General features: G+C 60.1%; 28 protein-coding genes and 1 pseudogene. 16 read left to right on the top strand and 13 right to left on the bottom strand.

Annotated features, from left to right (window positions below):
- The first annotated feature begins 3 nt into the window (after positions 1-3).
- The 3 genes from metX to KI610_RS00700 are packed head-to-tail and all read left to right on the top strand — an operon-like array spanning position 4 to position 2992.
- Positions 4-1128, top strand: coding sequence for a homoserine O-succinyltransferase MetX (gene metX / locus KI610_RS00710; protein WP_226496819.1), 1125 nt, complete (start codon positions 4-6; stop codon positions 1126-1128).
- Entirely contained in the window at positions 1125-1724 is a 600-nt protein-coding gene (metW, locus tag KI610_RS00705; protein ID WP_226496818.1) for a methionine biosynthesis protein MetW, read from the top strand. Before metX ends, metW begins: the two co-directional genes overlap by 4 nt.
- Positions 1724-2992 (top strand): AmpG family muropeptide MFS transporter, encoded by a 1269-nt coding sequence (locus KI610_RS00700; protein WP_226496817.1) that lies wholly within the window; start codon positions 1724-1726, stop codon positions 2990-2992. Before metW ends, KI610_RS00700 begins: the two co-directional genes overlap by 1 nt.
- Here the strand turns inward: KI610_RS00700 and KI610_RS00695 are convergent.
- The 5 genes from KI610_RS00695 to KI610_RS00675 form a co-directional block, all read right to left on the bottom strand.
- A complete protein-coding gene (locus tag KI610_RS00695) occupies positions 2976-3233 on the bottom strand; it encodes a hypothetical protein (protein WP_226496816.1) in 258 nt (85 codons plus the stop codon). The two genes, KI610_RS00700 and KI610_RS00695, sit on opposite strands and share 17 nt — an antisense overlap.
- Before the next feature lie 53 nt (positions 3234-3286).
- Complete coding sequence (locus tag KI610_RS00690; RefSeq protein ID WP_226496815.1) at positions 3287-3580, bottom strand: YqjK family protein; 294 nt, start codon at positions 3578-3580, stop codon at positions 3287-3289.
- Entirely contained in the window at positions 3577-3984 is a 408-nt protein-coding gene (locus KI610_RS00685; protein ID WP_226496814.1) for a phage holin family protein, read from the bottom strand. Before KI610_RS00685 ends, KI610_RS00690 begins: the two co-directional genes overlap by 4 nt.
- 4 nt (positions 3985-3988) lie before the next feature.
- Entirely contained in the window at positions 3989-4303 is a 315-nt protein-coding gene (locus tag KI610_RS00680) for a DUF883 family protein (protein WP_226496813.1), read from the bottom strand.
- 76 nt (positions 4304-4379) lie between these two features.
- On the bottom strand, positions 4380-5156 hold the full coding sequence (locus KI610_RS00675; protein ID WP_226496812.1) for an exodeoxyribonuclease III: 777 nt from the start codon (positions 5154-5156) through the stop codon (positions 4380-4382).
- A gap of 47 nt (positions 5157-5203) precedes the next feature.
- Here KI610_RS00675 and pyrE point away from each other — a divergent pair, with 47 nt between their 5' ends.
- Together pyrE and KI610_RS00665 are read left to right on the top strand one after the other, a co-directional pair.
- Positions 5204-5845, top strand: coding sequence for an orotate phosphoribosyltransferase (gene pyrE, locus KI610_RS00670; protein WP_226496811.1), 642 nt, complete (start codon positions 5204-5206; stop codon positions 5843-5845).
- Positions 5838-6473: a hypothetical protein gene (locus KI610_RS00665; RefSeq protein ID WP_226496810.1), complete on the top strand. Its 636-nt coding sequence runs from the start codon at positions 5838-5840 to the stop codon at positions 6471-6473. The genes pyrE and KI610_RS00665 overlap by 8 nt, the downstream gene beginning before the upstream one ends.
- On the opposite strand, the gene gatB is transcribed toward KI610_RS00665, so the two are convergent.
- Genes gatB through gatC form a run of 4 tightly spaced genes read right to left on the bottom strand, consistent with a single transcriptional unit; the run spans position 6474 to position 10216 of the window.
- Positions 6474-7928, bottom strand: coding sequence for an Asp-tRNA(Asn)/Glu-tRNA(Gln) amidotransferase subunit GatB (gene gatB / locus KI610_RS00660; protein WP_226496809.1), 1455 nt, complete (start codon positions 7926-7928; stop codon positions 6474-6476).
- 13 nt (positions 7929-7941) lie between these two features.
- A complete protein-coding gene (locus tag KI610_RS00655) occupies positions 7942-8475 on the bottom strand; it encodes a hypothetical protein (protein ID WP_226496808.1) in 534 nt (177 codons plus the stop codon).
- A 2-nt stretch (positions 8476-8477) separates the two neighbouring features.
- Positions 8478-9932 (bottom strand): Asp-tRNA(Asn)/Glu-tRNA(Gln) amidotransferase subunit GatA, encoded by a 1455-nt coding sequence (gene gatA, locus KI610_RS00650; RefSeq protein WP_226496807.1) that lies wholly within the window; start codon positions 9930-9932, stop codon positions 8478-8480.
- Entirely contained in the window at positions 9929-10216 is a 288-nt protein-coding gene (gatC, locus tag KI610_RS00645; protein ID WP_226496806.1) for an Asp-tRNA(Asn)/Glu-tRNA(Gln) amidotransferase subunit GatC, read from the bottom strand. The genes gatA and gatC overlap by 4 nt, the downstream gene beginning before the upstream one ends.
- Positions 10217-10317: 101 nt before the next feature.
- On the opposite strand from gatC, the gene KI610_RS00640 reads away from it, so the two are divergent.
- The 6 genes from KI610_RS00640 to KI610_RS00615 are packed head-to-tail and all read left to right on the top strand — an operon-like array spanning position 10318 to position 16893.
- On the top strand, positions 10318-11361 hold the full coding sequence (locus tag KI610_RS00640) for a rod shape-determining protein (protein ID WP_226403327.1): 1044 nt from the start codon (positions 10318-10320) through the stop codon (positions 11359-11361).
- 30 nt (positions 11362-11391) lie between these two features.
- Positions 11392-12330 (top strand): rod shape-determining protein MreC, encoded by a 939-nt coding sequence (mreC, locus tag KI610_RS00635; RefSeq protein WP_226496805.1) that lies wholly within the window; start codon positions 11392-11394, stop codon positions 12328-12330.
- Positions 12330-12851 carry a rod shape-determining protein MreD gene (gene mreD, locus KI610_RS00630; RefSeq protein WP_226496804.1) on the top strand — a complete coding sequence of 174 codons (522 nt, stop codon included), beginning with the start codon at positions 12330-12332 and terminating at the stop codon, positions 12849-12851. The genes mreC and mreD overlap by 1 nt, the downstream gene beginning before the upstream one ends.
- An 18-nt stretch (positions 12852-12869) precedes the next feature.
- Positions 12870-14780 carry a penicillin-binding protein 2 gene (mrdA, locus tag KI610_RS00625; RefSeq protein ID WP_226496803.1) on the top strand — a complete coding sequence of 637 codons (1911 nt, stop codon included), beginning with the start codon at positions 12870-12872 and terminating at the stop codon, positions 14778-14780.
- Entirely contained in the window at positions 14777-15889 is a 1113-nt protein-coding gene (gene rodA, locus KI610_RS00620; RefSeq protein ID WP_226496802.1) for a rod shape-determining protein RodA, read from the top strand. Before mrdA ends, rodA begins: the two co-directional genes overlap by 4 nt.
- Positions 15886-16893, top strand: coding sequence for a septal ring lytic transglycosylase RlpA family protein (locus tag KI610_RS00615; protein WP_226496801.1), 1008 nt, complete (start codon positions 15886-15888; stop codon positions 16891-16893). The genes rodA and KI610_RS00615 overlap by 4 nt, the downstream gene beginning before the upstream one ends.
- Here KI610_RS00615 and KI610_RS00610 read toward each other — a convergent pair.
- Entirely contained in the window at positions 16890-17786 is an 897-nt protein-coding gene (locus KI610_RS00610) for a response regulator (RefSeq protein ID WP_226496800.1), read from the bottom strand. The genes KI610_RS00615 and KI610_RS00610 overlap by 4 nt on opposite strands.
- Before the next feature lie 164 nt (positions 17787-17950).
- Here KI610_RS00610 and ubiU point away from each other — a divergent pair, with 164 nt between their 5' ends.
- Genes ubiU through ubiT form a run of 3 tightly spaced genes read left to right on the top strand, consistent with a single transcriptional unit; the run spans position 17951 to position 20332 of the window.
- Entirely contained in the window at positions 17951-18958 is a 1008-nt protein-coding gene (gene ubiU / locus KI610_RS00605) for a ubiquinone anaerobic biosynthesis protein UbiU (RefSeq protein WP_226496799.1), read from the top strand.
- 13 nt (positions 18959-18971) lie between these two features.
- Positions 18972-19874 carry a U32 family peptidase gene (locus KI610_RS00600; RefSeq protein WP_226496798.1) on the top strand — a complete coding sequence of 301 codons (903 nt, stop codon included), beginning with the start codon at positions 18972-18974 and terminating at the stop codon, positions 19872-19874.
- A 2-nt stretch (positions 19875-19876) separates the two neighbouring features.
- Positions 19877-20332, top strand: a complete 456-nt coding sequence (gene ubiT, locus KI610_RS00595; protein WP_226496797.1) for a ubiquinone anaerobic biosynthesis accessory factor UbiT — start codon at positions 19877-19879, stop codon at positions 20330-20332.
- 73 nt (positions 20333-20405) lie between these two features.
- Here the strand turns inward: ubiT and KI610_RS00590 are convergent, their stop codons facing one another.
- From KI610_RS00590 to KI610_RS00580, 3 genes are all read right to left on the bottom strand, one after another.
- On the bottom strand, positions 20406-20684 hold the full coding sequence (locus KI610_RS00590) for a MoaD/ThiS family protein (protein WP_226496796.1): 279 nt from the start codon (positions 20682-20684) through the stop codon (positions 20406-20408).
- Positions 20685-20795: 111 nt separating this feature from the next.
- Positions 20796-22631, bottom strand: coding sequence for a PHA/PHB synthase family protein (locus tag KI610_RS00585; protein ID WP_226496795.1), 1836 nt, complete (start codon positions 22629-22631; stop codon positions 20796-20798).
- A 16-nt stretch (positions 22632-22647) separates the two neighbouring features.
- Entirely contained in the window at positions 22648-23688 is a 1041-nt protein-coding gene (locus KI610_RS00580) for an MBL fold metallo-hydrolase (protein ID WP_404827446.1), read from the bottom strand.
- Between the two features lie 100 nt (positions 23689-23788).
- Here KI610_RS00580 and KI610_RS00575 point away from each other — a divergent pair, with 100 nt between their 5' ends.
- Together KI610_RS00575 and KI610_RS00570 are read left to right on the top strand one after the other, a co-directional pair.
- Entirely contained in the window at positions 23789-24181 is a 393-nt protein-coding gene (locus KI610_RS00575) for a MerR family transcriptional regulator (RefSeq protein ID WP_226496793.1), read from the top strand.
- A gap of 54 nt (positions 24182-24235) precedes the next feature.
- Positions 24236-24676: pseudogene (locus KI610_RS00570) on the top strand (PaaI family thioesterase); the annotation flags it as partial.
- Positions 24677-24782 lie beyond the last annotated feature (106 nt).

Genomic DNA, 24782 nt, shown 5'->3' with positions numbered 1-24782 from the left:
AGCATGCCAGGACAATCCGTCGGCGCCGTCGAATCACAGCGCGCTCACTTCGACCAGCCATTGCATTTGCGCAGCGGCGGAATTCTGCCCGCCTACGATCTGGTTTACGAGACGTACGGGACGCTCAACGCAGCAAAATCAAACGCCATCCTGGTCTGCCATGCGCTTTCCGGCCATCATCATGTTGCTGGTCATTACGCTGACCAGCCGGAAAATGTCGGCTGGTGGGACAACATCGTTGGCCCGGGGCGGCCGCTCGATACTGACAGGTTCTTCATCGTCGGCTTGAACAACCTGGGCGGCTGTCATGGCTCAACCGGACCGTCGTCAATCAATCCGGCCACCGACAAACCGTGGGGCGCCCATTTTCCAATCGTTGCGGTCAACGATTGGGTGCATGCTCAAGCCAGACTTGCCGACATGCTCGGCGTTGATAGCTGGGCAGCAGTCATGGGTGGCAGCCTGGGTGGCATGCAGGCGTTACGCTGGAGCATCACCTACCCGGACAGGGTGCGCAACGCCATCGTCATCGCCGCTGCGCCAAAACTGTCGGCGCAAAACATCGCCTTCAACGATGTCGCCCGCCAAGCCATCCTCACGGACCCGGATTTCCATGGCGGCAACTACTACGAGTACAACACCCGTCCGGTGCGCGGCCTGCGCCTGGCCCGAATGCTCGGCCACATCACTTATCTGTCGGATGATCAGATGGGTGAAAAATTCGGTCGTGAACTGCGCAACAGTGCGTTTTCGTTCGGATTCGATGTCGAATTTGAAGTTGAATCCTACCTGCGCTACCAGGGCGACAAGTTCGCCGGCTACTTCGACGCCAATACCTACCTGCTGATGACCAAGGCGCTCGACTATTTCGATCCATCACGCGAGAACGACGGCAACCTGAATGCCACCATGGCGCGCAGCAAGGCCAACTTCCTGATTGCGTCGTTCACTACGGACTGGCGCTTCACGCCGGCACGTTCGAAGGAAATCGTTGCAGCCTTGCTGGCCAACGGACGCAATGTTTCCTACGCCGAAATCGGTCTCAATTTCGGCCACGACTCCTTCCTGATGGAAGATGCTCATTATCACGGCGTGGTCGATGCCTATCTGCGGAATATCAAGCTATGACGCACACTCTGGGCCGCCCCGATTTCGAACTGATCGCCGGCTGGATCGAACCCGGCCACCGTGTGCTCGATCTTGGCTGCGGCGACGGCACATTGCTTAAACATCTGATCGACCAGCGCGGAGTGCAAGGTGTCGGTGTTGAGATCGACGACGCCAATGTGCTCGCCGCTATCAGGAATGGTATCAACGTTATCCAGGGCAACCTGGAGCGCGGCCTTGACGAGTTCGCCGATCAGGCTTTCGACCATGTCGTGCTTTCACGAACGCTACAAACCGTGCGTCATACCGAGGGAATCCTGCGCGAAATGCTGCGCGTCGGGCGTGAGGCCGTGGTCTCCTTCCCCAACTTTGCCTACTGGAAAAATCTGCGTTCAGTACTTGATGGCCGCATGCCGGTTTCCGAGGACCTTCCTTACCAGTGGTATGACTCGCCCAATGTGCGCTTCTTCACACTGCTTGATTTCGAGGACTTGTGTAACAAAATGGGGCTGATCATCCGCGAACGCAGCGTTCTCGACGAAGAAGGCAATCCCGTCACCAGCGAGGTTAATTTCCTTGGCAGCCTGGCGGTCTATCGACTGACGCAAAACCGCTGATGCCAGCCTGGCTTGCTGCCTTGCTCAGCCGGAAGATGCTGATCTGCATCTTTACCGGCTTCAGTTCGGGCCTGCCGCTCTATCTACTGCTCAACCTGCTACCCGCCTGGCTGCGCAGCGAAGGTGTCGACCTCAAGACCATCGGCTTTTTTGCCCTGATCCAGTTTCCCTACACCTGGAAGTTCCTCTGGTCGCCGCTCCTCGACCGCTTCAGCGTCCCCGGATTCGGCCGCCGCCGGGGCTGGATGCTACTGACCCAGATCGGCCTGCTATTTGTCATTGGTTCGCTCGGTGGGCTGGATCCGAAAGAGAGCATCTGGCCCATCCTGTGGCTCGCTGCGCTGCTGGCTTTTCTGTCGGGCACGCAGGATATTGCGGTTGACGCATTCAGACGCGAAATTCTGGACGACAACGAACTGGGCTTGGGTAATGCCGTCCACGTCAACGCCTACCGCATTGCCGGTCTGATTCCAGGTTCGTTATCGCTGATCCTGGCGGATCGCCTCCCGTGGAATGAAGTTTTCTGGATCACCGGCGCCTTCATGATCCCCGGCATGGTGATGGCTTGGCTGGTTAGCGAACCGCTCGTCAAGGGAGCCCCAAAAACCCTGCGTCAGGCAGTCACTGAACCGTTTCACGAATTCATCGGCCGGCAAGGCTGGCGGGGTGCCGTAATGGTCCTCGGCTTCATCTTCCTCTACAAACTGGGGGATAGTCTGTGCACGGCACTAGCCACCCCGTTTTATCTCGACATGGGATTTACCAAGACCGATATCGGACTCATCGCCAAACATGCCGGCCTCTGGCCAGCGGTGATCGGTGCCCTTCTCGGCGGCTTGTGGATGATACGACTGGGCATCAACCGGGCGTTATGGCTGTTCGGAGTTGTGCAGCTAGTGTCCATTTTCGGCTTTGCCTGGCTGGCATCGCAAGGGCACTATGCCAACATCGGAGCAGAAGAGCGCATCGCGCTGGCCTTCGTCATCAGCCTCGAAGCGCTGGGGGTCGGCTTGGGGACCGCAGCCTTCGTCGCCTACATCGCACGCTCGACCCACCCAGCCTATACGGCCACCCAGATGGCTCTCTTCACGAGCCTGGCCGCCGTGCCGCGTACCTTTATCAATGCTTCGGCTGGATGGCTGGTCGAAACTCTGGGCTGGAGCAGCTTTTACTGGCTGTGTGTGGCGCTGGCTGTGCCGGGAATGGTGCTATTGCTGAAAGTTGCACCATGGCACGAAAGCACAGCGAATACTAGTCGCCCCGCCTGACTCGGCGCCTATCCAGCCACCAGGCATAAATGGGCAGAAACAGTATGGAGCCCGGCAGGACCAAGGCTATCAGATAGGGCGACAAACGAACCATGCGGCGCAAATGCCGGACCAGTTCCAATTTTTCATCTGGCGTCCAGTGGCCACCGTTACGGACCTTCATCAACAGCGGCATGATTCCACGGGTCGCCATCAACTCGGCCAGAACCCGGCGCGCCTGCCGCCGTTGCGAGGAAACCATCTGCCGCCACCAGCTCGGCAGTACGGCCTGTTCAGCCCCTGACTCACCCACGGTCAACGTGCACCAACCAGCGAACTACGGATGGCCTGCCAGCCTCGCCAAAGGAAAAGCCCGCGCCGAGCCCAACGCCAAGCCCGCCGCGGGCGAGCCACAACGGCGACAAACACGGCGACGCCGACTGCTGCCGGATGATGCTTGAGCCAGTCAACACCCTTGAGGACGGTATCGCCCCGCGCCAGCGCTGCTTCAAGCGGAACCGAATGGCGCGCCAAAGTGCGGCGCTGTTCGTCAATACGCGCCTTAAGGGCGCCATGCCGGGTGGCCAGTTCCAGTAATTTTGGGTTCATTCCGACTTGTTGCGATGGCGACGCAAAAGCGCCATGTCAGCTTCAAGTTCCGACAAACTCGCCCGGAACATCTTGCTCGGTTGCGCCGTCTGCCGTTTCAGTGAAGCAATCAGGAACAGGGCACCACCGATGAACAGCGCGGCAAAGATGCCGAAAACAATAACCCGATGCTCCCAGAGAGCCAGCGCCAGGCAAAATATGGCCAGGACAACGCCCACGGCAAGCATGAACGCCGCGCCGATTGCCTTCGACCAGAGCGACATGAGGCGAAGTTTCTCTTCCTCAAGCTCGGTAACCAGGAGTTCGGCGCGCGTCTTACCGATCGCAATAAGTGCCGCGACGCTGTTTTTCAGCGCGGCGAAGAGGCCTTCGCGACCCGCTTCACCGCCTGCCTGTTCAGCCATTCGCTTAGCGACGGCCGATCAGTACGCCAAGAGCGAGGCCCAGTGCGGCGGCAACGCCAACAGCTTTCCACGGCTCTTCGTGCACAAAATCATCCGTGGCACGAGCTGCAGCCTTGGTCTTGTCGACCAACGCGGCTTCCAGATCGAGAACGCGCTCCTTGGTGTCACGCAGACGAACGCTCAGGCGCTCGCGAAGTTCACTGACTTTTTCGCCCGCGGCACCAGCGGTGGCGCGCAGCAATTCTTCGGTGTCGGAGATCACTACCTTCAGATCAGTAACCAACTTTTCCTTGTTGGCAGCAGTCATTTCTTCGGACATTTTCAACCTCGTTGGTGAGTTAAGCAGAAGTACAGATTATCCCTACTGTGCAGCGAAATCAATGCACATTGGATGCTTATTTGAAGTCGTAATCGATGATCAGCGGGGCATGATCGGAAAATCGCTCGACCTTGTAAACTTCAGCCTTTTGGGCAGAAGCGGCAATACCGGGTGTGGCGATTTGATAGTCAATCCGCCAACCGACATTCTTGGCCCAGGCCTGGCCGCGATTGCTCCACCACGTGTAGCAATCGCCTGCCTCCGGATAAAGGTGGCGATAGACATCGACCCAACCCTGCTCATCGAAGACACGACTCAGCCAGGCACGTTCTTCAGGCAGAAAGCCCGAGTTCTTCTGGTTCGATTTCCAGTTTTTGAGGTCGATGGCCTGGTGTGCGATGTTCCAGTCACCACACAGGACGATTTCCCGACCTTCGGCGCGCAGGGCGAGCATTTGCGGGAAAAAGGCGTCGAGAAAGCGAAACTTGGCTTCCTGCCGCTCCGGCGACGATGAACCTGATGGCAGGTAGAGTGAAATCACCGACAGGTTGCCGAAATCAGCTCGAATGTATCGCCCTTCGGCATCGAACTCGCCACCATCGAAGCCCTCGACCACACGGTCCGGCTTTTCCTTGCTCCAGATGCCGACGCCGCTGTAGCCTTTCTTTTCGGCACAGTGATAGAACGCATGCATGCCATTCGGCGCCATCATTTCCGGCGTCAAATCCGGCAATTGAGCTTTCAGTTCCTGCAGACAAAAAATGTCGGCGTTCTGCGATGCCGCCCACGGCAGGACATTTTTGTTCCAGGCAGAGCGGATACCATTGAGATTCAGGGAGATGATGCGTAACATTGTGCAATGATCGGCCCGGTTTTCCCGGTCGAATAGAATGGAAAAATATGGATTTTCGTCAGGATTTCATTGAATTTGCGCTGAGCTGCCAAGTACTGCGCTTTGGCGAATTCAAAACCAAGGCGGGAAGGCTCTCGCCCTACTTCTTCAATGCCGGTTTGTTCAACGACGGCAACTCACTCGGCCGTCTCGCCGAATTCTACGCGAAAGCGGCCGAAGCCGGCGGCGTCCAGTTCGATATGCTGTTTGGCCCGGCCTACAAGGGTATTCCGCTGGTCGCCACGATTACCATGGCACTAGCCCAGCGCGGCCGCAATTTCCCCTTTGCCTACAACCGCAAGGAAGCCAAGGATCATGGCGAAGGCGGCAGCATTGTCGGGGCGCCGCTCAGTGGCCGCGTGCTGATTGTCGATGACGTGATTTCGGCCGGCACCTCGGTCCGCGAATCGGTCGAACTGATCCGCGCGGCCGGCGCCACACCGGCCGGTGTGCTGATTGCGCTGGACCGCCAGGAACGCGGCCAGGGCGAATTGTCGGCGGTTCAGGAAGTCCAGCGCGACTATGGCATTCCGGTCATCGCTGTTGCCGGGCTCAGCGACCTGATGTCCTTCCTCGCCCACCATCCGGAATTTGCTGCCCACCGCGATGCCGTCAGTCGCTATCGGGAGCAGTACGGCATAAATGCGTAAACTGCTCCTCCCCCCTCTGTTGTTGATTTCGCTTGGCACAGCCCAGGCGGCGGGGGAGTTTTACTGCTGCCATGATCCAAGCACGGGTCGCCGGGTCTGCGGCGACATGTTGCCGGAGCAGTGCCGCGGACGCGCCTATCGCGTTCTGGACAGCGGCGGCAACATTGTCAAGGAAGTTGGCGCGGCGCTGACGCCAGAACAAAAAGCCGAGCTGGTTCTCGAAAACCGGCGGCGCAAGCAGCTTGAAGACGCCAGTCGCGAACAGCGCCGGCGCGACCAGGCCCTGCTCGACACCTATGCGATGCCCGAAGATATCGACCTGGCCCAGCGCAAGGCCGAGGCCGATGTAAATCTGGCCATTCTGGCAACGATTACACGCATCGACCAGGCGCGCACCAAGCGCAAAAAATTCGAGAATGAGGCCGAGTTCTACAAAAAGAAGGCCTTGCCGCCTGATCTTGAACGGGATTTACGCGCCCTCGACCACGAGATAAAGCTCCAGCAGGAGTTGCTCGACATCAAGAAGCGTGATTTCGAGGCCATCAAATCCAAGTACGATGCCGATCGCAAGCGCTACTTTGAACTGACGCGCCGGCCATTGCCGGCCGCGCCCGCACCAACTCGCTGATCAGCCCGCCAGTTTCTGCTTGAGCAGGTCATTGACCTGCTGCGGATTAGCCTTGCCCTTGGCCGCTTTCATGACCTGACCGACCAGGGCGTTGAAGGCCTTCTCCTTGCCGGCCTTGAACTCGGCAACATTGGCCGGATTGGCCGCCAGCACTTCATCAACCAGTGACTCGATGGCGCCGCTGTCGGTGATCTGCTTGAGCCCCTGTTTGTCGATGACTTCGTCAGCCGTCGTCCCCTCGCCATTCCACAGGGCCTCAAAAACTTTCTTGGCGATGTTGTTGGAGATGGTGTTGTCGGCGATGCGCAGGATCAAGCCGGCCAGTTGGGCGGCCGACACCGGCGATTCGGCGATTTCCTTGCCATCCTTGTTGAGGCGGGCAGCCAGATCGACCATGACCCAGTTGGCGCAGGGCTTGGCGTTCTGCTTCCCGGCGATTCCCACGGTCAACTGGAAAAAAGCGGCAATTTCGGAATTTGCTGTCAGCGCCGTCGCATCGTAATTCGACAGTCCGAATTCGCTGATGAAGCGCTCACGCATCTGGACCGGCAATTCCGGCAGTTCGCTCTGAACGCGAGCAATCCATTCGCTCGAAATAACCAGTGGCAACAAGTCAGGGTCAGGGAAATAACGGTAATCGTGCGCGTCTTCCTTGCTGCGCATCATGCGGGTTTCACCGCTATCCGGGTCGAACAGCACCGTGGCCTGCTGAATCCTGCGGCCTTCTTCGATTTCGTTGATCTGCCACTGGACTTCGAAGTCGATGGCTTCCTTGAGGAAACGGAAAGAGTTGAGGTTCTTGATTTCGCGCCGGGTGCCGAACTCGGCCTGACCTTTCGGCCGCACCGAAACGTTGGCGTCGCAGCGGAAAGAACCTTCCTGCATGTTGCCGTCGCAGATGCCAATCCACTGGACCAGCGCGTGCAACGACTTGGCGTAGGCGACGGCCTCGTCGGACGAGCGCATGTCGGGCTCGGAAACGATTTCGAGCAGCGGCGTGCCGGCCCGGTTGAGGTCGATGCCCGACTTGCCCTGGAAGTCTTCATGCAACGATTTGCCGGCATCTTCTTCGAGGTGGGCGCGCGTCAGGCGAACAACCTTCTCGTAAGCCTTGTCGCCCTGGCCGACCTGCACCGTGATGTTGCCGCCGACGACAACCGGCAGGTCCATCTGGCTGATCTGGTAGCCCTTGGGCAGGTCCGGATAAAAATAGTTTTTGCGGGCGAAAACCGATTTCTGGGCGACTTCGGCGCCAATGGCCAGGCCGAAGCGAATGGCGCACTCGACCGCCTTCTTGTTGAGCACCGGCAAAACGCCCGGCAAGGCCAAGTCGACCGCGCAAGCCTGGGTATTCGGCTCAGCGCCGAAAGCCGTCGAGGCGCCTGAGAAAATCTTCGAAACCGTCGCCAGTTGCGCGTGCGTCTCGATGCCGATTACCACTTCCCACTGTTTCATAGCTTCATCCGTTTCAGAAACACTGCCCGCTCTTCGCCTCGACCATGATCGGCCAGAGATAGTCGAAGGCCTGCCCATCGCAGGACTTGGGACAACTGTTGAATGCAATCGTTACTTTCGGCCCCTGCTCCCACATGCGAACCAGGCAATCCGACTGTTTCTTGTGGCGCAGCAGGGCTTGCGGCATTTTTTCGACCTGCTCGAAGTCGGCAAGGTCAAAGCGGCAGGTGCCGTGACCCTTCATGCTGACCTGGGCGACGAAGGTCTTGACCTGGGCTTCCTTGACCAGCAGGTCGAGCCGCGTCTGGGTCCCGATGGCATCTCGGTGCGTACAGCGCGAGCGGACATTGAGCGGCCGCGTCGGCTGCGGCTTGAGGTTGCGATTGGCCAGATACTTGAGCGTCGAGTTCTTGAACTTCGGTTCTTTGCTTTCAGTCGCCGACTTGTCGACCACAGGCTCTTCGGCGGCAACGATTTCCGGCTGCTTCTCGACCTCGGCACAACCGGCCGCTGCCAGAACGACAACAAGCAGCAAACGCCGCCACATGCCTATTCGATGGCCGCCCGGCGCTGATGCCAGTCGGTTGCCTGCTGATAACGGTGGGCCACGTTGAGCAATTGCCCTTCGGCAAAATAGTTGCCGATCAACTGCAGGCCAACCGGCAAGCCGCCGACAAAGCCACAGGGAATCGACATGCCGGGCAGACCGGCCAGATTGACGGCAATCGTGTAGATGTCCGAGAGGTACATCTGGACCGGATCGGCCGCCTTCTCACCGAGCTTGAAAGCGGTCGACGGCGAGGTCGGGCCCATGATCACGTCACAGGACTTGAAGGCTTCGACGAAATCGTTGGCGATCAGGCGACGGATGCGCTGCGCCTGCAGGTAATAAGCATCGTAATAGCCGTGCGACAGCACATAAGCGCCAATCATGATGCGCCGTTTGACTTCGGCACCGAAGCCCTGGGCGCGGGTCTTTTCGTACATCTGCTCGAGGTTGTCGTACTCGGGGGCGCGATAACCGTAACGGGCGCCATCGAAGCGCGACAGGTTGGAACTGGCTTCGGCCGGCGCGATAACGTAATAGGCCGGCACCGACAAATGCGAGTTGGGCAGCGAGACTTCAACCGTCGTCGCACCGAGCTTCTCGTATTCGGCAATCGCGGCGCGCACGGCAGCCATCACTTCGGCATCGCAGCCTTCGCCGAAGAATTCTTTGGGCAGGCCAATACGCAGACCGTTCAGTGGCTTTTCCAGATCGCGGGTGTAATCCTCAACCGGGCGATCCAGCGAGGTTGAATCGCGCTCGTCGAAACCGACCATGGTGTTGAGCAGCAGGGCGCAATCTTCAGCACCGGCTGCCATCGGGCCGCCCTGGTCGAGCGACGAGGCAAAGGCAATCATGCCGTAACGGGACACCACACCGTAAGTCGGCTTCAGACCGGTCAGATTGCACAGCGCGGCCGGCTGGCGGATCGAGCCACCGGTGTCTGTGCCGGTTGCTGCGGGCGCCAAACGGGCGGCAACCGCTGCCGCCGAACCGCCGGAAGAGCCGCCGGGAACGCGGCTGGTATCCCACGGATTACGCACCGGTCCGAAGAACGAAGTTTCATTCGACGAGCCCATGGCGAATTCATCCATGTTCGTCTTGCCGAGCGAGACCAGTCCGGCTTCGGCGTGCATTTTGTGAATGACCGTCGCGTCGTAGGGCGAGACGAAATTGGCCAGCATTTTCGAGCCGCAGGTCGTCGTCCAGCCCTCGGCGCAAAAGATGTCCTTTTGGGCGATCGGAATGCCGGTCAGCGGGCCGGCAGTACCGGCAGCGATACGGGCATCGGCAGCCAATGCCATTTTCAGGCTTTTTTCCCGGTCGACCGTGACAAAGGCGTTGAGCGTCGGATTCAGGCGCTCGATGCGGTCAAGAAAGAGCGACGACAGTTCGACACTGGAAATCTGCTTCGCGGCCAGCGCCTGCGATAGCTGCTTCAGGCTTTTATTGATCATTCGATCACCTTCGGCACGAGATAGAGTCCGGCTTCGACGTCCGGGGCAACGGCCTGATAGGCGGCACGACGATCGCCTTCCGTGACCGCATCCTCGCGCAAGCGCTGGCTGACATCCTGAGCATGGGCCATCGGTTCGACGCCACGGGTATCGACAGCCTGCATCTCCTCGATCAACTGGAAGATGCCATTGAGGTGACCCTGGGTGGTCAGCGCTTCGGCATCGCTGATCTCGATTCGGGCGAGATGGGCGATGCGTTTAACCTGTTCTAATGTGAGCGACATGGGGTCCGAAGACTTTATTGCAGCGCACAAAGTCTTAAAATGGAAAGCGTTATAAGGTATCATAAAAGTTTTCTCTACCGCACCCCCCAAGCGGAGCATACATGTTCGGTTTCCTCAGCAAATACTTCTCGAATGACCTCGCCATCGACCTTGGTACCGCCAATACGCTGATCTATGTGCGTGCCCGCGGCATCGTCCTGGACGAGCCGTCAGTCGTCGCCATCCGCCTCGAAGGCGGCCCCAACGCCAAAAAAACCATCCAGGCTGTCGGCCGTGAAGCCAAAGACATGCTTGGCAAGGCACCGGGCACCATTACCGTCATCCGCCCGATGAAGGACGGCGTCATCGCCGACTTCACCGTCACCGAGCAGATGCTCAAGCAATTCATCAAGAAGGTGCATGACTCCAAGCTGTTCAGCCCGAGCCCGCGCATCATCATTTGCGTCCCATCGGGCTCGACCCAGGTTGAACGTCGCGCCATTCGCGAATCCGCCCTCGGCGCCGGCGCCAGCCAGGTTTACCTGATCGAGGAGCCGATGGCTGCCGCGATCGGGGCCGGCCTGCCGGTTTCCGAAGCGACCGGTTCGATGGTCGTCGACATTGGCGGCGGCACCACCGAAGTCGGCGTCATCTCGCTCGGCGGCATGGTTTACGCTGGCTCTGTGCGCGTCGGCGGCGACAAGCTCGACGAAGCGATCATCAATTACATCAGCCGCAACTACGGCATGATGATCGGCGAGAACACGGCCGAAAACATCAAGAAGAACATCGGCTCCGCCTTCCCGGGCGCCGAGGTCAAGGAAATGGAAGTTTCCGGCATCAACAAGGCCGAAGGCATCCCGCGCAAGTTCACGATTTCTTCCAACGAAATCCTCGAAGCGCTGACCGACCCGCTCAACCAGATCGTTTCCGCCGTCAAGTCGGCGCTGGAAAAGACCCCGCCCGAACTCGGTGCCGACATCGCCGAAAAGGGCATGGTCCTGACCGGCGGCGGCGCCCTGTTGCGCGACCTCGACCGTCTGCTCATGGAAGAAACCGGCCTGCCGGTGATCGTGGCCGACGAGCCACTGACCTGCGTGGCTCGTGGTTGCGGCATGGCGCTGGAAAAAATGGACAAACTGGGCAGCATTTTTGCCTCGGACTGACCGTTGACCGCAGCACGACAGGCTTAAGCGATGGCCGGCATCGACCACGCACCGCCACCGTTCTTCAAGCAAGGGCCAGCGCCGCTGGCCCTTCTGACTTTCTACATCGCCGTTTCGCTGGCGATCTTTGTCGTCGACCTGCGCTTCCAGAGCCTTGAGCTGCTGCGCCAGAGCATCGCGCTGGTTGTAGACCCGGTCCAGCGCGTTGCCCAGACGCCGGGCAGCCTGGTCGACTATGCCGCCAGCTATCTGCAAGGCATGCGCGGGCTGCAACACGAAAACAATGAGCTCAAGCATGCCCAGCTCAGCACCGCCCCCAACCTGCAGCGCCTGGCCCAGCTCGAAGCCGAAAATGAACGGCTGCGCAAACTGCTGTCGGTCAAGGAACGCGAGAAAGCCAACGGTCAGGTAACGCAGATCCTATACACGGCGCGCGACCCGTTCTCGCGCAAGATCATCGTAGACAAGGGCCAGCAGGCCGGCATCGTCGCCGGACAGCCGGCCATCGACGAAACCGGTGTCGTCGGCCAGGTCACCCGCGTATTCCCGTTCTCGGCCGAAATCACGCTGATCACCGACAAGGATCAGGTCGTCCCGGTCCAGGTCGTGCGCAGCGGCCAGCGCTCGGTCGTTTTCGGGCTCGGCAACGGCCAGCTCGAACTGCGCTACATGCCGGCCAACGCCGACATCCAGATCGGCGACATACTCGTCACCTCGGGCCTCGACGGTGTTTACCTGCCGGGCTTCCCGGTCGCCAAGATCGTCAATATTGAACGCGACAGCGCCTATTCATTTGCCCGCATTTTCTGCGTGCCGATCGCCGGTGTCGAAAATTTCGGCGAGGTCATGGTCCTCGACCCCCGCCAGCCCTTGCCGCCAGCCCCGCCCGAATCGACCGGCCGCCCCGGTAGCAGCGACAAACCCAGCCTGGGTGGCAAGAAGAAGAAAACCATGGGCAAAGGAAACTGATGCAACCGACTTTTTCCTCTTCGCGCATCCTGCAACCGGTTCAGCCCTGGTTCATTTTTTTCAGCCTGATCGGCGCCGTCATCCTCAATTTTCTGCCGACGGCTCACTGGCCGGGCGTTCCCGACTGGGTAGCGCTGGTCCTGTGCTTCTGGTGCATTCGTGAGTTCCGCCGCGTCGGCATGGGCTGGGCCTTTGTCCTCGGCCTGCTCATGGATGTCGCCGATGGTGCCGTCCTCGGCCAGCACTGTTTCGCCTACGTGCTGCTCGCCTACACCGCAGCAGCGCTGTCCCGGCGCATCCTGTGGTTCCCGCTGATTCAGCAGGCCTTGCAGGTGCTTCCGCTGCTTTTGGCGACACAAATTTTCCAGGCCCTGATGCGCCTCGCTGTCGGCGCCGATTTTCCCGGCTGGGGCTACTTCATCGGCCCCGTTGTGGCTACCGTGCTCTGGATTCCGGCGACTTTCATCCTGCTCCTGCCCCAATACCGGCCGGTCGAGCAGGACCCCAATCGCCCGATTTAAGACCGAGGCAAGCAGTACGTGTCCCATTTCACCAATCCGGAAGCCGATGTTGATCGTTTTCGCTTCCGCCTCGGCTTTGCCGCGATATTCGTGCTGCTCGCCTTTGGCGTGCTGCTTGGCCGCTTTGTCTGGCTGCAGGTCATCCAGCATGATTTTTACCAGACCCGGGCCGAAGACAATCGCATCGCGCTGATCCCCATCGTCCCCAACCGGGGCGTCATCACCGATCGCAACGGGGTCGTGCTGGCCCACAATTATTCGGCCTTCACGCTTGAAATAACGCCCTCCCAGACCGGGCAACTGGAAGCCACCATCGATGCGCTGGCCGAAGTTATCGACATTCAGCCCAAGGATCGCAAGCGCTTCAAACGCCTCCTCGACGAGGCAAAGAATTTCGAATCGATCCCGATTCGCACCCGCCTGAGCGATGCCGAGGTCGCCAAGTTTGCTGCACACCGTTATCGTTTCCCCGGTGTCGAGGTCAAGGCGCGGCTGTTCCGCCAGTATCCGCTGGGGGCTATCGCCTCGCACGCCATTGGCTATATTGGCCGCATCACCGAACGCGACCTGAAATGGATCGAGGAATCGGAGCGCCAGGCCAACTACAAGGGGACCGATCACGTTGGCAAGACCGGCCTCGAACAGCATTACGAATTCGAACTGCACGGTGAGACAGGCTACGAGGAAGTCGAGATCGATGCCGGTGGCCGCGCCCTGCGCAGCCTCAAGCGAATTCCGCCGGTGTCCGGCAACAATCTGGCGCTGACCCTGGACTCCAAGCTACAGCAGATTACCGAGCAAGCTTTCGGCGACCGCAAGGGTTCGCTCGTCGCCATCGATCCGCAGACCGGCGGCATCCTGGCCCTCGTCTCGACGCCAACCTACGATCCCAACCTGTTCGTCGACGGCATCACACCCGACAACTGGAAGGAACTCAACGAGCATCCGGACAAGCCGATGGTCAACCGGGCGATCAATGGCGCCTATCCGCCAGGTTCGACCTTCAAGCCCTTCATGGCGCTGGCCGCCCTGGAAATGGGCAAACGTACACCCAACCAGGCGATCAGCGATCCCGGCTACTTCACCTTCGGCAACCACACTTTTCGCGACGACAAGAAGGGCGGCCACGGCAGCGTGGACATGTACAAGTCCATCGTCCATTCCTGCGATACCTATTACTACATGCTGGCCAACGATATGGGGATCGACAATATCTCCAAGTTCATGGGCTCGCTGGGCCTCGGCCAGCGTACGGGGGTCGATCTCGGCAAGGATGATTCTGGCGAATCGAAGGGGGTTCTGCCGTCGCAGGAGTGGAAGAAACAGCGTTTCAAGAAGCCCGAGCAGCAAAAATGGTATGCCGGCGAGACGATCTCGATTGGCATCGGCCAGGGTTACAACGCCTACACACCGATTCAGCTGGCCCAGGCCACGGCGACAGTTGCCAACAATGGCGTGATGTTCCGGCCGCACCTCGTGCGCCACCTGGTCGACACCAAGACCGGCGAAAAACGTCCGGTTGAGCCAAAGCCCATCCGTGACCTGCAGTTGAAGCAAAGCAATGTCGATGTGATCCGTCGGGCCATGGTTGGCGTCAACAAGGAAGGTACCGGTGCCCGTGCTTTTGCCGGCGCCCCCTACGAGGCCGCCGGCAAGACCGGGACGGCGCAGGTTTTCTCGCTCAAGGGCGCGCAGTACAAGGAGCACAGCACCAAGAAGGAGTTGCGCGACCACGCCCTGTTCATCGCCTACGCCCCGGCAGACAACCCCAAGATCGCCCTCGCCGTGCTTGTTGAGAATGGTGGCTTCGGTGCCCAATCGGCAGCCCCGATCGCCCGCATGGTCATCGATTACTACCTGCTCGGCAAGCTGCCGGGTGGTGCTGCACCGGAAGACCCGGCGGCCATCGAGGAGGATCACGAAGAATGATTGACATCGTTGGCACCCTTCGTCGCGCCTGGCAGCAATTGATCGCCCACATAGATTTCCCGCTCTTTTTCATCACGCTGGCGATCATGGGCGTTGGCCTGGCTACGGTCAATTCAGCGACCTGGGACAGCAACCACCGCATGCTCTCCCAGGCGGGAAACATGGGCATCGCCATGCTCGTCATGTGGTTTGTCTCGCGCCTGCCGCCGCAGAAGCTCATGAATTTCGCCATCCCGCTCTATATTTTTGGCATCATCCTGCTCATTGCCGTCTTCCTGTTCGGGATCAAGGTCAATGGCGCCAAGCGCTGGCTGTCACTCGGTTTCACGCGTATCCAGCCGTCCGAGATCATGAAGATCGCCATGCCGCTCATGCTCGCCTGGTATTTCCAGAAATACGAGGCGACCCTCCGGCTCAAGCATTACTTCATTGCCGCGCTGCTGCTATTCATCCCGTTTGCCCTGATCGCCAAGCAACCTGACCTCGGCACCGCGCTGCTCGTCGGCTCAGCCGGTTTCTACGTCATTTTCTTCGCCGGTCTGCCGTGGAAGGTCATTGCCGGCTTGCTCGTCGCCGCTGGCTCCGCCGCACCGATTCTCTGGGGCATGATGCACGACTACCAGCAAAAGCGCATCCTGACTCTCATCGACCCGACCACCGATCCGCTTGGCTCGGGCTACCACATCATCCAGTCAACCATCGCCATCGGCTCCGGCGGCACCTTTGGCAAGGGCTACCTGAACGGCACGCAGACCCACCTCGAATTCATCCCGGAAAAGCACACTGACTTCATCTTCGCCGTCTATTCCGAGGAGTGGGGCCTGCTCGGCAATGCCCTCCTGCTTTTCCTGTATACGCTGCTCATCGGGCGCGGCCTGATGATCGCTTCCGGCGCCCCGACGCTGTTCTCGCGCCTGCTCGCCGGCGCCATCACGCTCGGCTTCTTCACCTACGCCTTCATCAACATGGGTATGGTCAGCGGCATCCTGCCCGTCGTCGGCGTACCGCTGCCTTTCATGAGCTATGGCGGTACGGCGATGGTCATCCTGTTCCTCGGAATCGGCATGCTGATGTCGATCCACACCCACCGCATGCTGGTCAAAAAATGACCCGGCTACTGGCCCCGCTGACGCTCGCCTTGCTGCTCGCCGCCTGTGGCAGCACGCCGCCCGCCCCGCTGCAGAATTCCACGGTCGACCGGGAAAAACAGCCAAATTTGAAATCGCCGACGCCGACCAGAAAGCCGACCGCCGTCCTCAAGCGCGGCGGCGGTTTCTACAAGGATGACGGCCCGGCCGATGACATCCCGGACGGCCTGGAAGACATCCCGGATGCCGAGCCAAAATGGGAACCGCTGCACAAGCCGGCAACCAAACCCTACGTCGTGCTCGGCAAGGAATACGTCCCGAACACTGCCCTCAAGCCGTACAAGGCCCGCGGCATCGCCAGCTGGTATGGCAAGAAATTCCACGGCCAGAAGACCTCGATCGGCGAGCCCTACGACATGTTCGCCATGACCGCCGCCCACCCGACGCTGGCCCTGCCCTCGTATGTCCGCGTCACCGGCCTGCAGAGCGGCAAGTCGGTGATCGTCCGCGTTACCGACCGCGGCCCCTTCCATGCCGACCGCGTCATCGACCTGTCCTACACCGCCGCCTACAAGCTCGGCCTGATCAATGGCGGCAGCGGCCAGGTCGAGGTCGAGGCGATCATTCCCGGCGAGCTGGCCGGCACCGCTTACGCTCAGGTGACCCCGCCGCCGCGGGTTGCCAGCAACGCCGAAAAGGACGAGATCGAGCAACTGGCCAAGCGCATGGCGCTCGAGGAGCAACCCATGCAAACGCTGCCCGTGGCGGGCACAACCAGCGACGCCAGTGCAGCCAAAGGCATCTACCTGCAACTCGGCGCTTTCTCCAGCGCCGACAACGCAGAAAACCTCAAAAACCACCTGTTGCGCGAACTCGACTGGCTGACCGAAAGCATGCGGGTCAATCCGGGTGGCGGCATTCATCGCCTGCACCTTGGCCCCTACGCCAGCCGGAGCGATGCCGACCGGGTGGCTGAAAAAATCCGCGCCGCGCTCGGCTACCGGCCGACCGTCGTCACCCGCTAACGCTCAGTTAGCGTCGTGGCCACGACCACGTTGCCGCAGCCCTGATATTCGAGGCTGGAGAAACTCATCATCCGGGCCATCGCGATGCCCCGCCCGTTCGGGTCGAAAGCCCGCGACGGATCGAAAGTCAGGAACTTGTCCCACTCGAAACCGTGGCCCTGATCGGTAATCGTAAACACCACCGACTCGGCTGTGCGCTCCAGTCGAATCGTCGCAAAGCGCTCACGAAACTGCGGCAAGGCGAGTCGACGATGGATTTCCGCCTCCCAGTCGCCTTCCCACTTGAGCAGCGATTTCTCCTGGTAGCTCACCCCCAGGTTGCCGTGTTCGACGGCATTGACCATGAGGTCCGAAAGCCCGGGCGCCACCATGTCAGGTGCCGCGCACATGGCAGCCAGCACAGGAACGAGGCTGGTGATGTCGTCCAATGTCACGAAACGGTATTCGACCGTACGAATGAGCTTTTGCGCCTCTTCCAGGCGGGCCGCCCGACTGCGCAACTGACTGCGCGCCCGACGCTCCTCCATGGCCACCCGGACAATGGAAATCAGCGCTTCCGGCTCGTAAGGTTTGGTCAGGTAGTAGTAGGCGCCCGCTTCGAGGCCTTCCCGAACCTGATCGGGAGATGACGCCGCCGTCTGCATGATGACCGGAATATCGGCAAAGCGCGCTTCGCGCTTCATCCGCCGCAGGAATTCCATGCCATCCAGTTCGGGCATCATGCGGTCGAGAATGACCAGCGAAAAATTGCTCTCCGGCGCGATCAGGCTGGCCCACGCCGCCAGCGGATCGCTGTGCATCTCGAGCGCAATCTCTTGCTGCTCGAGAAACTCTTCGATGATGAACAGGTTCAACTCTTCATCATCGACGACGAGAACACGCTCCTTATCCATGAGTCCTGTCTTCCTTTTTTGCGGCGGATAAACGATGCAGGCTTCCCCGGCGAGCCGGTCGCCGGCGAAGCAAGATCCTAGCACGAGGCGTCCCTTTGACCAGGATCAATGGCGTTCCGGCTACGCTGGCTATACTCGCGCGCTTGATATTCCGGATGTCTGCCATGACCTCCCTGCCCGATCTCGTTTGTCCGGCCGGCAGCCTGCCGGCCCTCAAGGCTGCCGTCGACAACGGCGCCGATGCCGTCTATCTCGGCTTCAAGAACGACACCAACGCCCGCAACTTCGCCGGCCTCAATTTTGACGCCAAGACCATGGCCGACGGCATTCGCTACGCCCATGCCAAAGGTCGCGAAGTGCTGCTGGCGATCAACACCTTCCCGCAGGCGGGACGCGTCGCCGACTGGCAAAAAGCCGTCGATGCCGCCGTCGACCAGGGTGTCGATGCCATCATCCTGGCCGACATCGGGCTGCTCGACTATGCCCGCAACCGCCACCCGCGCCAGCGCCTGCATCTGTCGGTACAGGGTTCGGCGACGAGCTACGAAGCGATCAATTTCTGCCAGCGCGAATTCGGCATCCGCCGCGCCGTGCTGCCGCGCGTGCTGACCCTGGCCCAGGTCGAGAACGTCATCAAGAACACCCCGGTCGAAATCGAAGTCTTCGGCTTCGGCAGCCTGTGCGTCATGAACGAAGGGCGCTGCTGGCTATCCTCGTATGCCTGCGGCGAATCGCCGAACACCGTCGGCGCCTGCTCGCCGGCCAAATACGTCAAATGGGACAAGAAACCGGGAGCCATGGAAACCCGCCTCAACGGCGTGCTCATCGACCGTTTCGGCGATGACGAGCCGGCCGGCTACCCGACGCTGTGCAAAGGCCGCTTCGAGGTCCAGGGCGAAACCTATTACGCGCTCGAAGAGCCGACCAGCCTCAACGTACTGGAAATCCTGCCCGACATCATCAAGATCGGCGTCCGCGCCATCAAGGTCGAAGGCCGCCAGCGCAGCCCGACCTACGTCGCGCAGGTCACCCGCACGCTGCGCGCCGCGCTCGATTCGCTGCGCGACGGCAGCGAGCGCTTCCACGTCAAACCGGCCTGGCAGGCGGAGCTTTCCAAAGTTTCCGAAGGCAGCCAGGCAACGCTCGGCGCCTACAACCGGCCATGGCGCTGAAGGACAACGCAGCATGAAACTCTCGCTCGGACCCCTGCTCTATTTCTGGCCCAAGGCCGAGGTCATGGAGTTCTACGCCGAAATGGCACAGAACCCGGCCCTCGACATCATCTACGTCGGCGAAGTCGTCTGCTCGCGCCGCCAGCAGTTGCGCACCACCGACTGGATCGGCCTGGCCCGCGACCTGACCGATGCCGGCAAACAGGTCGTCGTCTCGGCCCAGGCCCTGCTCGAATCGGAAAGCGATCTCAAGGCGCTGCGCCGGCTGGTGGACGACTCGGGCTGCATGCTCGAAGCCAACGACCTCGGTGCGGTCAACCTCGTGCACGGTCAGGATTTCGTCGCCGGCCCGCACCTCAACATCTACAACGAGACGACGCTCGCCACCTTTGCCCGCCACGGCCTCAAGCGCTGGGTGCCGCCGCTCGAAGGCACGCGGGCGATGATCGAAACCCTGCACGCCAGCAAGCCGGCCGGCGTCGAAACCGAGGTCTTCGCCTTCGGCAAGATCCCGCTGGCCTTTTCGGCCCGCTGCTTCACGGCCCGCCACTATGATCTGAACAAGGACGACTGCCAGTTCAAGTGCCTCGACCACGCCGAGGGCCTGACCCTGAAGACGCGCGAAGGCCAGGATTTCCTCTGCATCAACGGCATCCAGACGATGTCGGCGCAGAGCTACAACCTGCTGCACGAAATCCCGGACATGCTGAAAATGGGCATCGACATCGTCCGCATCAGCCCGCAGAAGGACCACATCAACGCCATCATCGCCGCCTTCGATGCCGCGCGACGCAGCGAGCCGGTGAATGTCGCTAGTCGGGACTGGAACAGCAGCGGACTGGTCGATGGCTACTGGTTCGGCGATGCGGGTATAGTCCAGCATCACACGCAAGCCTTGGCACAACTCGGAGTCTGATCATGAACGGCAGCTTCACCATCCCCAAATTCCGCTTGCCCACCTTCGTCGCCAACCTTGGCCAGAAGCTGCCGCAATGGCCGCACGCGCTGGTGCTGGTCGCCGGCCTCAACGCCGCACTGAAAATGAAACTGCTGCCGGAAAGCGAACTGGCCCTGCTCGAAGACAAACTGTTCCGCATCCGTATCCTCGATACCGGCGGCGAGGCTTCATATACCTACGTCAACGGCCTGTTCCGGCCGGTCTTCAAGCCGCAGCGGGAACCCGATCTGGCCTTTGCCGCCAATCTGTCGGCCTACCTCCAATTGCTTTCGCGCCAAGAAGATCCGGACACGCTGTTTTTCAACCGTGAACTGGAAATCACTGGCGACACCGAGCTTGGCCTGATCGTCAAGAACATGCTCGACGCGGTGGAATGGCCGAAATTTTCAGCCAGGCTGCCGGTTTTCCGTCACTAGGCGAGCGTTATCCGGTCCGACCGCATTCCCACGGTCAACCGAAAATTCCGGCCAAAATTGAAATCTGCTGAAATCAGGCAATCGGCACGATACTGAGCGTTTCAGCCAGTTCGATGGGGGTCGCCAAGCCCTGCATTTCACGAATGCTGCGCGGCCCGAGAAAGACGGCGACGCCGGCCTGCAAATCCCCTTCCGCCGACATCAGATGCGAACGAATGGCCGGGTACTCATGCCCCACGGCTTCAAGCACTTCGCCCACGGTGTCGCCGCTGGCCATGATTTCATGCTGGCCGCCGGCAAAACTGCGCAGCGCCTGCGGAATGTGAACGGATACGACGGGAGAATCGAACATGATGGGCCTCCTCGCGGTCTGTGTTTATAAGACAGGCCGGAACAAGCATGGTTCGCCCAATAAAAACGGGAGGCCGCAGCCTCCCGTCCGGTTCTTCAGGCGAGACCGCCCTCAGCTTTTCTTCTGGGTATCAAGACGGAACTTGACGTAGGAACCCGGTGCATCCTCAATGACCTTGAGGGCGCCGTCTTCCGGCTTGCGTGCCTTGACCTTGGCATCGCCACCCGGCAGGGCGGTAACCCACTGGTTCCAGTGCGTCCACCACGAACCGGCGTTCTGCGTTGCACCGGCCAGGAAGTCTTCCGGGCTTTCCGGCAGATCGCCGTCGGTCGCGTCATTGGTCCAGAAACCGTACTTGTTGGCGACCGGCGGATTGACGATGCCGGCGATATGGCCCGAGCCACCGAGCACGAACTTGGTGTTGCCGGACGGCAGGCGAGCGCCCATGTAGGTGCTCTTCCACGGTGCGATGTGGTCTTCGATGGTCGAGATGAAGTAGCACGGGGTCTTGACCTTGGAAATGTCGATCTTGACGCCGCCCAGCGTGACGCCACCCGGTTCCTTGAGCAGGTTGGCCAGGTACATGTTGCGCAGGTAAAAACTGTGCATGGCGGCCGGCATGCGGGTCGAATCGGAGTTCCAGTAGAGCAGGTCGAAGGGGAACGGATCCTTGCCCATCAGGTAGTTGTTGACCACGAAGGACCAGATCAGGTCGTTGGCACGCAGCATGTTGAAGGTGCCGGCCATTTCGGAACCTTCGAGGAAGCCCTTTTCGGCCATGCGCTTTTCGAGGCCTTCAACCGCACCTTCGTCGAGGAAGATGCCCAGTTCGCCCGGCTCGGAGAAATCGAGCATGGTCGTGAAGAAGGTGGCCGAGTTGGCGCGCTTGTCCTTCTTGGCGGCCATGTAGGCCAGCGTGGTCATGGTCAGCGTGCCGCCCAGGCAGTAGCCGGCCAGATTGACGCTGTTTTCGCCGGTATGGGCACAAACCTGGTTGATCGCTTCGAGCGAACCTTCGAGCAGGTAGTTTTCGAAGGACTTGGCAGCCAGCTTCTCGTCCGGGTTGATCCACGACATGATGAAGGTGGTGTGGCCCTGGTCGGTTGCCCACTTGACCAGCGAGTTCTTCTCGCGCAGGTCGAGGATGTAGTACTTGTTGATCCACGGCGGAACGATCAGGAAGGGCTTCTTGTTCTGTTCCGGGGTGCTCGGGTTGTACTGAATAAGCTGGAACAGTTCGTTCTGGAAAACCACCTTGCCCGGCGTCGTGGCAACGTTCTTGCCCATTTCGAAGGCCGAGGTGTCGGTCATCCGGATACGCAGCTGGCCATCACCGGATTCGACGTCGTGCAGCAGGTTGTTGAGGCCCTTGATCAGGTTCTGGCCATTGCTCTTGACGGTTTCGCGGAAGACTTCCGGATTGGTCATGGCGAAGTTGGACGGCGACAGCGCATCGATGTACTGACGGGTGAAGAAGTTGACCTTTTGCTGGGTCGCTTCGTCCAGACCTTCGGTGCCGGCGACGGTATCGTGCAGGTGACGGGCCGTGATCAGATAGGACTGCTTGACGAAGTCGAACATGAAATGTTCTTCCCACTCTTCGTCCTTGAAGCGGTTGTCACCCTTCTTGGGTGCGGCCACCGGGTGGCTGCCCGGCATGCCCATCATCTTCATGCTGGTGTTTTGCCACAGCGAGAAGTAGTCCCACATCATGTTCATCTGGGTCTGGGCCATCTTGTACGGATTGGCCAGCAGACGGGAAGACAGATCCATGAAGGCTTTAGCCACGCCAAGCTCGTCGGACGGGGCATTGACGCCGTCCTTGGCCTTCTTTTCCATGAACTGGGTAATCAGGCGCGAGGCGCGCTGGGCGACTTCGGCGTAGGTCTTGGCCATTTCGGCCGGGTTCGGCAGGTTCATACCCTGGTTTTCGGTTTGCTGCGACATCTTGAAACTCCCTCTGTCAGTGCGTAACGGCTTTAGACTGCAACCGCGAATAGCGAATCACCCCGTCGGCGCCGATGCTGCATGACAACCGACCAGCTTGCTCAAGGTAGTTCAGATGGGCAATTGCTTCACCCATCGCGAACATGGTTTGGTGTGTATCGAGCGCCCGATTGAACAACACATCGAGTAACCCGGCTGCGCTCTGCGGCGCTAGTTCACAGCTGTCTTCCAAAGCTTGCAGTCGTTCTTCATGGTGCGAATGCAGTGCCTGAACCCGCGCCCGAATCCCTGTGAAGGGCAACCCGTGCGAAGGCAATACCAGTGTTTCGTCCGGAATTTCACCAGCCATTTCGTCCAATGACTCGAGAAACCAGCGTAATGCATCAGCCTTGGGGGTTGCGGCAAAAACGCTGATATTGGTCGAAATTCTCGGCAAAAGCATGTCGCCCGAAATTAACACGCCGAGTTCGACGCAGTAAAGCGCCATATGTTCCGGAGCGTGACCATGACCTATCAAAATTTGCCAATTTTTCCCGTCGACCGTGGCAATGTCACCGATCTTCAGGCGGTCATAATATTCCGGCAGGGCCGGGACAGCCTTGCGGTAACCGGAACCACGCTTCTCGAACTTGGCCAGATGCTCCCCATCCAGCCCGTGCTGGCGGAACTGTTCGACCATGAAACGCGCGCCATGCCCGGCCACCTCGTGCCACACCGCATGGGCCGTCAGGAACTCGCCGGTCGTCATCGACAAGGGCGCCCCGGTCTTTTCCATAAGCCAGGTAGCCAACCCGAGATGATCGGGATGAAAATGGGTGACGATCAGGCGCGTCACCGGGCCGTCGAGTTTTTCCAGAATTTGCGTCCACATCGCACGCACCGCATCATCCGGAAAGCCGGTATCGACGATGACCCAACCGGCGCCGTCACGGAGCAGCCAGAGATTGATGTGGTCAAGTTGGAAGGGCAGCGGCATGCGCAGCCAGAAAACGCCGGGCGCGACTTCGGTCAGTTCGCCGGCTGCCGGCGGATGGGCGTGGGGAAAATGCAGGGGCATGGGCAAACCTTGAGATCAAGGCGAACAACTTACCATACGGTAGCGGATTGAAAAAACCCCTCGCATCTGTTTAACTTGGCCGCACCTTGAGGAGACTGATTTGAGCCAGACGGCCACCACCTTTGCCATTTCCGACCTCGCCCGCGAGTTCGGCATCACGCCGCGCACCATCCGCTTCTGGGAAGACCAGGGCATCCTCTCGCCCGAGCGCGAAGGCAGCAAGCGCGTCTTCACCCGCCGTGACCGGGCGCGCCTCAAGATGGCCCTGCGCGGCAAGCGCCTCGGCCTGTCGCTGGCCGAAATAAAAGACCTGATCGGCATGTACGCGTCGACCGAGGACGAAACGCCGCAATTGCTCGAATGCCTGCGCGTCATGGAAAAGCGCCGTGCCGCGCTGGAACAGCAGCGCGAGGACATTGAGGCGATGCTGGCCGAAATCTCGGAATTCGAGCGCCAGTGCGAACAGGAACTGGCTCGTCGCGACGCCCCGTAAAAAATGTTTGATCTTTAGTTGACGTTAACGTCAACGTAAATACAATCACCACCTATGACCAAAATCGTCGATCACCACTTTGCCGAGCGCGTCAGCGCCAGCTTTGCCCGCCAGAACGCCATGGAACTGATCCAGGCGACGATGCCGGTCATCGAACACGGCCGGACGGAGATCCACCTGCCGCACTGGACGGGTGTCGAGCAGCAGCACGGTTTTGTCCATGGCGGCGTCGTCGGCATGATTGCCGATTCGGCGGCCGGCTATGCGGCAATGACCGTCGTGCCGGAAACCGCCTCGGTGCTCACCGTCGAATTCAAGATGAATCTGGTCGCCCCGGCCGACGGCGAGAAGCTCATCGCCCGCGGCAAGGTGGTACGCCCGGGCAAGACGTTGATCATCACCCAGGCCGAAGTCTTCGCTGTGAAAGACGGGCGGGAAACGCTTTGTGCGCTGATGCAGCAGACCATCATGACCGTGGTGCGTAGCGAGAAGTCCGCCTCGGCGGGCGGCGAGCGCAGCGATTCAAGTATTCGCGCAAGCCATATTGACGGGTCGCCCGAGCAGGGCGACAACATGCACGGCAAGACCGAAAAGTAATTCA

The sequence above is a fragment of the Ferribacterium limneticum genome, from assembly GCF_020510565.1.
GTDB classification, from domain to species: domain Bacteria; phylum Pseudomonadota; class Gammaproteobacteria; order Burkholderiales; family Rhodocyclaceae; genus Azonexus; species Azonexus limneticus_B.
Note: the sequence above shows the minus strand (reverse complement) of the source record. Positions and strands in the feature narration are given on the sequence as shown.